This is a genomic window from Sphingomonas sp. J344 (assembly GCF_024700005.1).
GTDB lineage: Bacteria > Pseudomonadota > Alphaproteobacteria > Sphingomonadales > Sphingomonadaceae > Sphingomonas.
The window spans coordinates 2,066,491-2,079,467 of record NZ_JAJONB010000001.1; the positions used below are offsets into that span (position 1 = coordinate 2,066,491).

General features: G+C 65.7%; 9 protein-coding genes and 2 pseudogenes. 10 read left to right on the forward strand and 1 reads right to left on the reverse strand.

Annotated elements, in window-relative coordinates; genetic code table 11:
* Positions 1-26 precede the first annotated feature (26 nt).
* The 8 genes and pseudogenes from LRS12_RS10485 to xylA all read left to right on the forward strand — a co-directional run bounded on the left by LRS12_RS10485 (position 27) and on the right by xylA (position 11,280).
* A complete protein-coding gene (locus tag LRS12_RS10485; protein WP_257844531.1) occupies positions 27-530 on the forward strand; it encodes a hypothetical protein in 504 nt (167 codons plus the stop codon).
* Between the two features lie 130 nt (positions 531-660).
* Positions 661-3,747: a response regulator gene (locus LRS12_RS10490; protein WP_257845484.1), complete on the forward strand. Its 3,087-nt coding sequence runs from the start codon at positions 661-663 to the stop codon at positions 3,745-3,747.
* Positions 3,732-4,604: a protein-glutamate O-methyltransferase CheR gene (locus LRS12_RS10495; protein WP_257844532.1), complete on the forward strand. Its 873-nt coding sequence runs from the start codon at positions 3,732-3,734 to the stop codon at positions 4,602-4,604. Before LRS12_RS10490 ends, LRS12_RS10495 begins: the two co-directional genes overlap by 16 nt.
* The gene (locus LRS12_RS10500) at positions 4,594-6,411 is read left to right on the forward strand and encodes a response regulator (protein WP_257844533.1); all 1,818 of its coding nucleotides are present in this window, start codon (positions 4,594-4,596) and stop codon (positions 6,409-6,411) included. The genes LRS12_RS10495 and LRS12_RS10500 overlap by 11 nt, the downstream gene beginning before the upstream one ends.
* Before the next feature lie 51 nt (positions 6,412-6,462).
* Complete coding sequence (locus LRS12_RS10505; protein WP_374580770.1) at positions 6,463-7,248, forward strand: FadR/GntR family transcriptional regulator; 786 nt, start codon at positions 6,463-6,465, stop codon at positions 7,246-7,248.
* Positions 7,249-7,380: 132 nt separating this feature from the next.
* Complete coding sequence (locus tag LRS12_RS10510) at positions 7,381-8,505, forward strand: glycoside hydrolase family 43 protein (RefSeq protein WP_257844534.1); 1,125 nt, start codon at positions 7,381-7,383, stop codon at positions 8,503-8,505.
* A pseudogene (gene xylB / locus LRS12_RS10515) lies at positions 8,505-9,958 on the forward strand (xylulokinase). Before LRS12_RS10510 ends, xylB begins: the two are co-directional and overlap by 1 nt.
* A gap of 1 nt (position 9,959) precedes the next feature.
* Positions 9,960-11,280 (forward strand): annotated as a pseudogene (gene xylA, locus LRS12_RS10520) (xylose isomerase).
* Positions 11,281-11,334: 54 nt separating this feature from the next.
* Here xylA and LRS12_RS10525 read toward each other — a convergent pair.
* A complete protein-coding gene (locus tag LRS12_RS10525; protein WP_257844535.1) occupies positions 11,335-11,592 on the reverse strand; it encodes a helix-turn-helix domain-containing protein in 258 nt (85 codons plus the stop codon).
* 36 nt (positions 11,593-11,628) lie between these two features.
* Here LRS12_RS10525 and LRS12_RS10530 point away from each other — a divergent pair, with 36 nt between their 5' ends.
* Both LRS12_RS10530 and LRS12_RS10535 read left to right on the forward strand, forming a co-directional pair.
* On the forward strand, positions 11,629-12,534 hold the full coding sequence (locus LRS12_RS10530; RefSeq protein ID WP_257844536.1) for a HEPN domain-containing protein: 906 nt from the start codon (positions 11,629-11,631) through the stop codon (positions 12,532-12,534).
* Between the two features lie 205 nt (positions 12,535-12,739).
* A complete protein-coding gene (locus LRS12_RS10535) occupies positions 12,740-12,946 on the forward strand; it encodes a helix-turn-helix domain-containing protein (RefSeq protein ID WP_257844537.1) in 207 nt (68 codons plus the stop codon).
* The last annotated feature ends 31 nt before the right edge of the window (positions 12,947-12,977 follow it).

The window sequence follows — 12,977 nt, forward strand, 5'->3', positions numbered from 1 at the left end:
GGAACGCAGTGGTGTCGGGAAACTGGATGATCGTGGCGCTGTGTCCCGCGTTGGTTGCGGGGCCGGCGCTGGCACGCGACGGGCTCGTTGAGCCGGTCACGACGGCTGCCATCGCGACCGACAGTCGTGGCATGCTGATGGCCGAGGCGCGCGTTGGCGGGGGTGAGCCCATCGAGGAGCGGTATAGCCCGGTCGCATTGCCCCCGCGCGACACAGGAATGACGGGCGACAGGTATCTCGCACGGCTTACCGCGATCGACATCCCGACATCTTCAGACGCCCACGCCCTCCCGGTCATTCCAGTCCCGCCTGCTGTCTGGAACCTGTCACCCGATCGACCGCGAAAGTCGCGGCTCGACGCTGCCCCGGTCGAGCGCATGTCGCTCGAGGGAACTGCGGACTATCGTCGCCGCCGCAACATCGGGATCGACGCGCGACTGGAGCTTCGAATCGACGGACGCGAGGAAAGCGCGATGGTGAGCCTCGCCGGACAGCTGGCGCGTGCGATTCAATCGCTGGAGCGCCGCTGACCCCAGTGCGGGGGGCACCGCGAGATGCAGGTGCCGATAAATGCATCATCGTCCGGGAACCGAATGCAGCGCGCCTCGTTAAGGCTGGTCGCTTTGGGGCTAAGGGCGGGATCAGGCGTTGAAAGTTAGCATGCACGGGCAAAAGCCCAATCGGACGGCGTGGCTTTATGGTGCCCTGGCCGTTCTTCTCTTTGTACCGTTCGTCGCAGACCTGAACTACCCGCTGGGGAGTTCGGTGTGGGTCGGCTACATGCTGCCCACCGTCTTGGCCTATCTTGCGCCGCGACCGGTGGTGCCGCCGATCATGGCGGCGCTCGCGACGTTGCTTACCATTCTCGGCTTCACGCTCGCCCCTGCCGGGGTCGATCCGTCAATCGCGGTGTTCAACCGCTCGCTCGGCATGACGGTGACCTGGCTGCTGGCGATCACCGGATTCCTGTTCGTGCGCAACCGCCTCGCCATCCAGCGCGAAGAGTGGTTGCAGGGCGGTCAGGTCGGGCTTGCCAAGGCGGTGGGCGGCGAACAGCCGCTCGACCAGCTCGGCACCAGCGCGCTCAAATTCCTGGTCGACTATCTCGGTGCACGGGCGGGGGCAGTGTTCATCCGCAATGGCGACGGGTTCAGGCGCTATGCCACGCAGGGCGTGCCCGCCGATGCGCGCGTGCCGGAGCGCTTCGGTCCGGGCGACGGATTGCTGGCGGATGCGGCGGCGGATCGGCGCAACTTCGTCGTGACCGATGTGCCGGACGATTATCTCTATTTCGGGTCGGGGCTGGGCAGCGCCAAGCCCGCCAATCTGCTGATCGCCACGACCAGCGTCGATGGCGCGGCCAATGCGGTGATCGAGCTGGGCTTTCGCGAGGTTCCCGCCGACGCGCTGGCGCTGTTCGAGCGGGTTGCCGAACAGCTTGGCGTCGCGATCCGGTCGGCAAAATACCGCACCCAGCTGCGCGAACTGCTCGAAGAGACGCAGCAACAGGCCGAGGAACTGCAGGTCCAGAGCGAGGAACTGCGCGCGAATAACGAGGAGCTGGAGCAGCAGAGTCGCCAGTTGCAGGAGGCCGCCGAGCGGCTGGAGGAGCAGCAGAGCGAGCTGGAGCAGACCAATGCCCAGCTGGAGGAGCAGACCCGACAGCTGGAAATCCAGCGCGACGATCTGGCACGGTCGCAGGCATCGCTCGAAGCGCAAGCCGGCGAGCTGGAAACCGCGAGCCGCTACAAATCCGAATTCCTCGCCAATATGAGCCACGAGCTGCGCACGCCGCTCAACTCGTTGCTGATCATGGCGCGGTTGCTCGCCGAAAATCGCGACGGCAACCTGAGCGCCGCACAGGTCAAGCATGCCGAAACGATCGAGACGTCGGGCAACGACCTGCTGACGCTGATCAACGACATCCTCGACATCTCGAAGATCGAGGCGGGCAAGCTGGAGTTGCAGCCGCGCCGCTTCCGGATCGCGCCGACGCTCGACAAGCTGCGCACGCTGTTCCAGCCGGCGGCTGCAGCGAAGGGGCTGTCGCTCGATGTCGCGGTCACGCCCGGCGCGCCGACCGAGATCGAGACCGATCCGCAGCGGCTGGAGCAGGTGCTCAAGAATTTCGTGTCGAACGCGATCAAGTTTACCGAGTCCGGAACGGTGACGCTGGAGACGGCGGCGCGCGAGGATGGGCGGATCGCATTCACCGTGCGCGACACCGGGGTCGGCATTCCGGCCGAACAGCAACAGGTGATTTTCGAGGCGTTCCGCCAGGCCGACGGGACGGTCAGCCGCAAATATGGCGGCACGGGGCTTGGCCTGTCGATCTCGCGCGAGCTGGCGCATCTGCTCGGCGGCGAGGTGAGCGTGGCGAGCGCACCGGGACAGGGCAGCGCGTTCACGCTGATCTTGCCCGACGTCTATGAGCCGGTCGCGGTCGGCCCCGCGCCAATTCCGGCGCCTGCACCGACCCGCGCGCGCCCGTCCAACCCCAAGCCGGGAAAGAAACGCGGCGTGGTCCCGGCAGAGGATGACCGTGAGCGGTTGTCCGGCGACGCGCGCGTCATCCTGATCGTCGAGGACGATCCGGTGTTTGCGCGCATCCTGTGCGAAATCGCGCACGAACAGGGGTTCCAGTGCCTGATCGCGGGAACGGCGGACGAGGGCGCGTTGATGGCGCGGCAATATATCCCGCATGCCGTGATCCTCGACATGAACCTGCCCGATCACACCGGGCTGTCGGTACTCGACCGGATCAAGCGCGACGTGCGCACGCGGCACATTCCGGTTCATGTCGTGTCGGTCGACGACGACAGCCAGGCCGCGCTGTCGAGCGGGGCGGTCGGTTACCTGTTCAAGCCGGTGAAGCGCGAGCAGCTGATCGACATGCTCGAAGGGCTGGAAGCGCGGATGGCGCAGCGGATGCGCCGCGTGCTGGTGGTCGAGGACGATGCGCAGCAGGCGGAGAGCGTCAAATTGCTGCTCGCCAGCCGCGAAGTCGAGACGATCGAGGCGCATTCGGCGGCGCAATGCGTCGAGCTGCTCGGCCAGCAGACCTTCGACTGCATGGTGCTCGACCTCAACCTGCCCGACGCGTCGGGGTTCGACCTGCTCGAGAAATTGAGCGGGGACGAGAGCCTCGGCTTCCCGCCGGTGATCGTCTACACGGGCCGCGACCTAAGCGCGGACGAGGAATTGCGGCTGCGCAAATATTCCAAGTCGATCATCGTCAAGGGCGCCAAGTCGCCCGAACGCCTGCTCGACGAGGTGACGTTGTTTCTCCATCAGGTCGTGTCCGACCTGCCCGAACCGCAACAGGCGTTGATCGCCAAGTCGCTGACCCGTGATGCAGCGCTGGAAGGGCGCAGCGTGCTGCTCGTCGAGGACGACATTCGCAACGTTTATGCGGTGACCAGCATCTTCGAGCCGCACGGCGTCGATGTCCGCATCGCGCGCAACGGGCGTGAGGCGCTGACCGCGCTGGAAAGCTCGGCGGCGGGCGAGAAGCCGGTCGACCTGGTCCTGATGGACGTGATGATGCCGGAGATGGACGGACTGACCGCGACCCGCGAACTGCGCAAGGCGAGCTGGGGCCGCGACCTGCCGGTGATCATGCTGACTGCCAAGGCGATGGCGCGCGACCAGCAGGAATGCCTCGATGCCGGGGCCAATGACTATCTAGCCAAGCCGCTCGACGTCGACAAACTGCTCAGTCTGGTGCGCGTATGGATGCCGCGATGAAGGAGGTGTTCGCGCCGCACGAGGAGATCGAACTCGATCTGTTGCTGGAAGCGATCCACCGGCATTTTCATTACGACTTTCGCGGCTATTCGCGCGCGTCGCTGCACCGGCGGATGGAGCGCGCGCAGCAGCATTTCGGGTGCGAGAGCCTGTCGCAGCTCCAGCACAGGCTGCTGCGCGAACCGGGGGTATTCGAACAGCTGCTGGCGTTCCTGACCATCCAGGTCAGCGAGATGTTTCGCGACCCCGGCTATTTCCGGGCCTTGCGCGAGCGCGTGATCCCGCATCTGCGCACCTATCCTTCGCTCAAGGTGTGGATCGCGGGATGCGCCAATGGCGAGGAATTCTACTCGCTCGCCATCCTGTTCCGCGAGGAGGGGCTGGAGGATCGCACGATCTTCTACTGCACCGACATCAGCCCGGCGGCGCTGCAAAAGGCGGAAGCCGGGATCTTCGGCCTCGACCGCATCCAGCAATTCACCGAGAACCACCGGCTGGCGGGCGGCAAGTCGTCGCTCTCGGACTATTACACCGCAGCCTATGGTGCGGCGGTGTTCGACAAGAGCCTGCGCCGCCGCGCGGTATTCGCCGAGCATAACCTCGCCAGCGACTCCGTCTTCACCGAGGCGCAGCTGGTGTCGAGCCGCAATGTGCTGATCTATTTCGACCGGGCGTTGCAGGATCGCGCGCTGGGGCTTTTCGGCGAATCGCTGGTGCGCGGCGGGTTCCTGGGGCTGGGGTCGAAGGAGACGTTGCGCTTCTCGTCGCAATCAGACGGGTTCGACGATTTCGATGTCCCCGAAAAGATTTTCCGTCGCAATGCGGCGGCACTGGCGGGGGTGCGCGATGCCGCCTGAACCGGTCCCCGTCCTTGCCGTGGACGACATCCCCGAGAACCTCGCCGCGCTCGATGCGCTGCTGAGCGGGGAGGGGGTCGAGCTGGTGCGCGCGCGATCGGGGGCCGAGGCGCTCGAACTGCTGCTGCACCGTGATTTCGCCGTCGCGCTGCTCGATGTTCAGATGCCGGGGATGGACGGGTTCGAGCTGGCCGAGCTGATGCGCGGGACCGAGCGGACGCGGCGCATTCCGATCATGTTCCTGACCGCCGTCGCCACCGACGAGATGCGCAAGTTCCGCGGCTATGAGGCGGGCGCGGTCGACTATCTGCTGAAACCCGTCGATCCGCAGATCGTGCGCAACAAGGTCGGCATCTTCGTCGAGCTGTTCCAGCACCGCCGCGAGATCGCGCGGCAGCGTGATGCGCTGTCCGAGGCGCTGGGCCGGCTCAGGGCGCATGGCGACAATTCGCCGCTCGCGGTCGTCGAGCTGGACGGCGAGCAGCGCATCCTCGCCTGGTCGAACGGTGCCGAGCGGCTGTTCGGCTGGCGCGCGCACGAGGTGTGCGGGTTCCGCCCGTGCGAGTTCGAGTGGATCGCGCCCGAACATGGCCCGGCCTTCGCGGCGCTGATCGCCGACATGATCGGCGGGCAGCGGGTGCGCGAGATGCAGCCATTGCGGATGCGGACCACCGAAGGGGTGATGCTCGATTGCGAATGCTATTGCTCGGCGCTGCACGACGCCGCGGGCAGGCTGACGTCGGTCAATGTCCAGATCCTCGACGTCAGCGCGCGCAAGCGGGGCGAGGATACGCAGCGGCTGCTGATCGGAGAGCTCAATCACCGGGTGAAGAACACGCTGGCATCGGTGCAGGCGATCGCGACCCAGACGTTGCGCCATTCGACCGGACCCTCGGATTTCGCGCCGACCTTTATCGGGCGCATCCATGCGCTCGCCAAGGCGCACTCGCTGCTGAGCAGCGCGACCTGGGAGGGGGCGCGATTGCGCGAGTTGATCGAGGGGCAGTTGCGGATCGGGGCGATACCGCCCGACCGGCTGGGGATCGAGGGACCGGAGCTGGACCTGGCCCCCGAGCCCGCGTTGCATCTGGCGCTGGTGCTGCACGAGCTGGTGACCAACGCACACAAATATGGGTCGCTATCGGTGCCCGAAGGGCGCGCCGATATGCGTTGGCACGTCAGCGGCGCGACGTTGCGGCTCGAATGGATCGAGAGCGGCGGACCGCCGGTCACGCCGCCGACGCGCCGCGGCTTTGGCACCGCGCTGATCGAGCGCAGCCTGAAGGCCGAGGGCGGCGTTGCAACCTCGACCTATGCGCCCGACGGACTGCGCTGGACGCTCGACCTGCCGTTCACCGGCAAGTCGCGGCTCGGCCCGGCACAACGCGCGATCGCCCGCAGCGCCGCGCTGGCACCCGCCGGTCGGCATGCCCTGCTTACGGGCAAGCGCTTCCTGATCGTCGAGGACGAACCGCTGGTGATGCTCGAACTGGTCGACCTGCTGAACGGGGCAGGCGCGACGGTCGCGGGACAGGCGTCGGCGCGGTCCGATGCGCTGGAGCTGGCGCGCGTCGCAGAGGTCGATGGCGCGCTGCTCGACGGCAATCTTCAGGGCGAAATGGTCGATGAGATCGCCGCCGCGCTGGCCGCGCGGGGCGTGCCGTTCCTGTTCGTCAGCGGCTATGGGCGCGAGCATCTGCCTGCACAGTTCGACCGGGTGGTGGTCGTGACCAAGCCGTTCGCGCCGACGGTGCTGCTCGACAGCGCGGCGAGCCTGTTCGGCAGCGAGGCTGCAACCGTGCCCTGATCGGTGCCGGTTGCGGTTGACTTGCCCCCTCCATTGGCCTTGATCGTTCCTATGGCAACGGATGAGGCCGGACACGCGGCCGGAACAGCGCAGACCGGCGATCAAGCGGCGCGGATGCGCGGGCCGGGCCGTCGCCTCCGCGGGGCGGTGACCAACAAGATTGGTACGGCGATCCTGTCGGGGGAGTATCAGCCGGGCGACGTGCTGCCTGGTGAGATCGCCGCGGCCGAGGCTCTCGCCGTGTCGCGCGGTGCCTATCGCGAAGCGGTGCGCGTGCTGGCGGCCAAGGGGCTGGTCGAAAGCCGGACCAAGGCGGGTACCCGCGTGCTGCCGCGCGAGCGATGGAATCTGCTCGATCCCGAAGTGCTTGCCTGGGCCTTTGCCGGCGATCCCGATGCGCGGCTCATCCGCAGCCTGTTCGAACTGCGGCTGGTGATCGAGCCCGCTGCCGCCCGGTTCGCCGCGCTGCGCCGGAGCAAGACGGACATCAAGCGGATGCGCGATGCGCTGGCGGGGATGCGGCGGCATTCGCTGGCGACGGCGGAGGGACAGGCGGCCGATCGCAACTTTCATGATGCATTGTTGCGCGCGACCGACAATGACGCGCTGGTCGCGATCAGCGCGTCGATCGGCGCGGCCGTGGCGTGGACGACGCGGTTCAAGCAACGCACACGCGCGCTGCCGCGCGATCCCATTCCCGATCATGCCCGTGTGTTCGACGCCATTGTCACGGGCGATGGCGAAGCGGCGAGCGAGGCAATGCGGCTGCTGGTCGAATATGCGCTCGCGGATACGCGCGATGCGATGGCGCACGAAGGCCGCCCGGACTCCGCCTGATCCGCGCGGCGATCGCGCGCGCCATCGATCCCGTCAATGCCCAGCCCCAACAAAAAACCTGTTGGCCCGAATCGGTGTTAGCGCTACCAGAACGGTGAGGTCTCACCCGAATGCGACCCATAGGAGAGAGAGATGAAGCGAAGCGTGACCCTGTCCGTCCTGATGCTCGGCGCATGCCTTGCCGCGTGCAGCACCGGAAGCGCCGATAACCAGGCCGAACCTGCGGGCAATGCCGTTGTCGCCAAGTCGCCCGATGGTCGCGCCTATCGCGAACAGCCACTGGTCACCGAAATCTTCGTCGCCGACCCCTCGGCGCATGTCTTCAATGGCAAGATCTACGTCTATCCCAGCCACGATATCGATGCCGGCGTGCCCGACGACGATCTGGGCAATCAATATGCGATGCGCGACTATCGCGTGCTGAGCATGGACAGGATCGGTGGTCCCGTGACGATCGGCCCGGTCGCGCTCGACGTGAAGGACGTGCCCTGGGCGTCGCAGCAGATGTGGGCGCCCGACGCGGCGTACAAGAACGGCACCTATTATCTCTATTTCCCGGCGCGCGATAAGTCCAAGGACAAGAACGGCCTCGGCGCATTCCGCATCGGTGTCGCCACCTCGAAGAATCCGATGGGGCCGTTCACGCCGGAGCCGAACTATATCCCCGGCAGCTTCTCGATCGACCCTGCCGTCTTCACCGACGAAGATGGCACAAGCTACATGTATTTCGGCGGGATCTGGGGTGGGCAGCTGCAGCGCTGGAAGGACGGCGTCTATAATCCCAACGGGTCCGACACCGACCTGATGCAGGACGACAAGCCCGCGCTGTCGGGCAAGGTCGTCAAGATGAACCCCGACATGAAAACGTTCGCGGAGCCGGTGCGCGACGCCGTGATCCTGGACGAAAAGGGCAAGCCGGTGCTGGGCGGTGACCATGACCGACGCTTCTTCGAGGCCGCCTGGGTCTTCAAGCGCGGCGGCAAATATTATTACACATATTCCACCGGCGACACGCATTTCGTGAACTACGCGATCGGCGACAATCCCTATGGCCCGTTCACCTTCAAGGGGCATATCCTCAAGCCCGTGCAGGGCTGGACGTCGCATCATTCGATCATCGAATGGGGCGGGAAATGGTGGCTGTTCTACCATGACACCCAGCTCAGCGGGAAAAACCATCTGCGCAGCGCCAAGGTGACCGAACTCAAGTTCAATCCCGACGGCACGATCCCCACCATCGACCCGTTCCTGCCCTGATGTTCCTCGGCATCGATATCGGCACGTCGGGCGTGAAGGCGGTGGCGCTGGACGAGACCGGCGCCGTCGCGGGGGCAGGGCACCGCCGCGCTCACCGTTCAGCGGCCGCAACCGGGCTGGTCGGAACAGGATCCGGCCGCCTGGTGGCTGGCGACCACCGCTGCGGTGCAGGCGATCGATCCTGCGGTCCGGCGGTCGATCCGTGGCGTTGGGATTGCCGGGCAGATGCACGGCGCGACCCTGCTCGACGGCGATGACAAGCCGCTGCGCCCCGCGATCCTGTGGAATGACGGCCGCTGCGACCTGGAGTGCGACGAGCTGGAGGCGGCGGTCCCCGATCTGCGCGCGATCACTGGCAATATCGCAATGCCCGGCTTCACCGCGCCGAAACTGCTGTGGGTGCGCAAGCATGAGCCGGAGTTGTTCGCGCAGGTCCGCGCCGTGCTGCTGCCCAAGGACTATGTCCGATTGATGATGACCGGCGACAAGGCGTCGGACCTGTCGGATTCGGCGGGAACCTTGTGGGTCGATGTCGCCCGGCGCGACTGGAGCGACGAAATCCTGTCCGCCACCGGCCTGTCGCAGGCGGCGATGCCGAAGTTGTACGAGGGGAGCGAGGTCACCGGATCGCTGCGTCCCGAAGTCGCCGAACTATGGGGCATGCCGCAGGTGCCGGTGGTCGCGGGCGGCGGCGACAATGCCGCAGGCGCGGTCGGGGTCGGCGTGGTGCGCGACGGCGATGCGCTGCTGTCGCTCGGCACATCGGGCGTGATCTTTGTCGCGACCGACCAGTTCCGCCCCAATCCGGCGCGCGCCGTCCACGCCTTTTGCCACTGCCTGCCGGGCATGTGGCACCAGATGAGCGTGCACCTGTCCGCCGCGTCGTGCATCGACTGGGTGGCGCGGCTGACGGGTGCTGCGGGGGGCCGCCGACCTGTTCGCGCGCGCCGAGGCCGCCGGGCCGGGGACGGGGGAAGAGCTCTTCCTGCCCTATCTCTCGGGCGAGCGGACGCCGCATAACGATGCGCGGGTGCGCGGCGCGTTCCTCGGCCTCGACAATGACACCGATCCGAACCGGCTGGCGCAGGCGGTGCTGGAGGGCGTCGCCTTTGCGCTCGCCGACGGGCTCGACGCGCTGCGCGATGCGGGGACGCAGGTGTCGCAGCTGTCGGTGATCGGCGGCGGTGCGCGCTCGGGCTATTGGGGCCGGATCATCGCCGCCGCGTTCGAAGTGCCGCTGGTCTATCTGAAGGGTGGCGAGGTCGGCCCAGCGCTGGGGGCCGCGCGGCTCGCCCAGCTCGCCGTCGACGGCGGCGATCCCGCCAGCGTCTGCGCCGCGCCGCCGGTGTCGCAGCGCATCGAACCCGAAGCCGATCTGATCGAGCGTCTTGCCGCGCGCAAAACGCTGTTCCGCCAAGCCTATCCCCGCATCACGCCCAAGAAAGGTCACTAAAATGTCCGCCGCCGACTATTTCGCCGACTTCCCCACGATCGCGTTCGAGGGGCCGGAGAGCGACAATGAGCTCGCCTACCGCTTCTACGACAAGAATCGCGTCGTGTTCGGCAAGACGATGGAGGAGTATCTCCGCTTCGCCGTGTGCATGTGGCACACCTTCTGCTGGCCGGGTTCCGACGTGTTCGGCGCGGGCACGTTTCAGCGCCCCTGGCTCGCCAATCCCGATCCGACGCAGGCGGCGGCGCAGAAGCGTGAGACGGCGCTGGGCTTCGTCCAGAAGCTCGACCTGCCCTTTTACTGTTTCCACGATGTCGATGTGATGGAGCCCGCGACCGACGTTGCGTCCTATCAGCGCAATTTCGCCACTGCGGTCGATCATCTCGAAACGTTGCAGGGCCAGACCGGGCGCAAGCTGCTGTGGGGTACTGCAAACCTGTTCTCCGACCCGCGCTATGCGGCGGGTGCGGCGACCAGCCCCGATCCGGAAGTCTATGCTTGGGCCGCGCTGCAGGTCCGCTCGGCGCTCGATGCGACCAAGCGGCTGGGTGGCGCCAACTATGTGCTGTGGGGCGGTCGCGAGGGCTATGAGACGCTGACCAACACCGATCTCAAGCGCGAACTCGACAATTTCGGGCGGTTCCTCGCCCTCGTCGTCGAGCACAAGCACAAGATCGGCTTCACCGGCACGATCCTGATCGAGCCGAAGCCGCACGAGCCGACCAAGCATCAGTACGACTTTGATTCTGGCGACCGTGTACGGCTTCCTCAAGCGCTACGGCCTGGAGAAGGAAGTGTGCGTGAACATCGAGGCGAACCACGCCACGCTGTCGGGCCACACGTTCGAGCATGAGATCGCGACGGCGGCGGCGTTCGGCATATTCGGGTCGATCGACGCCAATCGCGGCGACCATCAGAATGGCTGGGACACCGACCAATTCCCCAATTCGGTCGAGGAAACGACACTGGCGATGCTGGAGATCGTGCGCGCGGGCGGGTTCACCACCGGCGGGTTCAACTTCGACGCCAAGGTGCGTCGCCAGTCGGTCGATGCCGAGGATCTGTTGCACGGCCATATCGGCGGGGTCGATGTCGTCGCGGCGGCGCTGCTCAATGCCGAGCGGATCATCGCCGACGGGCGCATCGATGCGTTCAAGAAGCAGCGCTATGCCGGTTGGGACGGTGAGCTGGGCCAGATGATCCACCGCGACGGCACCAGCCTGTCCGACATCGCCGACCATGCGGTGAGCGCCAACCTCGATCCCAAGCACAAGTCGGGCAAGCAGGAGCGGCTCGAGAATCTCATCAATCGCTTCGTGTGAGGGCCGCGCGGCGGCGCGTCTGCAGGTCCGCCGCCGCCGTTGGGCGAACCCGGGTCAGCGAACCGCGTTGCGCGCCTCGCGTGGCGAATGGCCGAAGCGGCGACGGTACATCCGGGCAAAGCTGGACAGATCGAGAAATCCGGAGCGATAGGCCGCGTCGGTGACCGAGAGTGTCGCGTCATGCAGCAGGAGCGCGCGCGAGTGTTCCAGCCGGGCTGCCCGGATCGCTTCGGCGACGCCTTCCTGATACCGCCCGAACAATCGGTAAAGCGAAGCGCGCGACAGGCCGAGCAGCTGCGCAAGGCGCGCCATCTCGCAGCCGAATCACTGATGTGATAGGCACCTAAAATGAGGTCCGAGACCGATCATCTTCCAGAGCGCCAGCAGCGCGAACTCGAGCGCGTGCGCGCTATCCTGCTCGAGGAATTCGACAGGGCGATCGGTTCTGCAACCGCCGCGCACAAACGCAATGGCAAAGTGCTCAAGATCATCCTGTTCGGCAGCTATGCCCGCGAGGATTGGGTCGACGAACCCGACAATGGCTATCAGTCCGACTTCGATCTGCTGATCGTCGTCAGCCATGCTGACCTCACCGATATCGCGGACTATTGGTACGTCGCCGAGGACAGGATCGCGCGCGATTCCAGCATCGCACGCCCGGTGAACATCATCGTCCATGCGCTAGACGAGGTGAACCGCAGCCTCTCGCGCGGCGAGTATTTCTGGATCGACATCGCGCGCGACGGCATCGCGCTTTACGAGCTGCCGGGCCATTCACTGGCAATGCCCAAGCCGCTTACCGCTGCCGACGCGCATCGCATGGCGAGCGAGTATTGTGAACGATGGCACGAGAGCGCCGACGAATTTCTAAAGCTTGCGCGATACGCCCAGCAGGAGGGGTTAGCTAACAAAGCGGCGTTCCTGCTGCATCAGGCCACCGAGCACTATTACATCTGCTTCCTGCTTGTGCAGACGCTGTATTTCCCGCGCTCGCACAACATCAAGTTTCTGCGCTCGCTCGCCGAGGACAAGGACCCGCGTTTGGTCGATGCTTGGCCGCGCGCAACGAAGGCCGACCGCGCGCGGTTCGAGCGGTTGAAACGCGCCTATGTCGAGGCGCGCTATTCGGCGAGCTACGCGATTACGCGCGAAGATCTCGATGCGCTGGCACGCTCGGTCGGGAAACTGAGCAATCTTGTAGGCGCGCTTTGCACGGAGCGCCTTGCTGCTCTGAGTGCAGCCGAGGCAGGCTGACAGCCAAACAAACACTGCCTGCTCTCACATCGTCGATCCGCGCGCGCCGAAACGAATAATCTGCCTTGCTGCAAGAATCGACCCGAGCCGCCTGAGATGCCTCCAGGAGGCCCTCTGGTGCCCTCGCGAGATACTGGTGCCCGGGCAAACCAGATGAGATTAAATGTGGAGTATCAGTTCACCCATGACCAAAGGAATTGGCCTCATGATCGACCAAAAAATGCAACCGATCAGTATCCGTGTCGACGAAGCGTCCACGCTTACCGGCATGGCGCCGTCCCTGCTCTATCGGCTAATAAGGCAGGGCGACATCAATGCAGTGAAAGTGGGCCGACTGAACTTGATACCGCTTGCCGAACTGCGAAGCTTTATGCAGAGAAATAGAACTCGGGCAAAAGATGGCCTGCTGTAGCGGCGCGCGCTGCTGGGTGCTGCATTCAGTT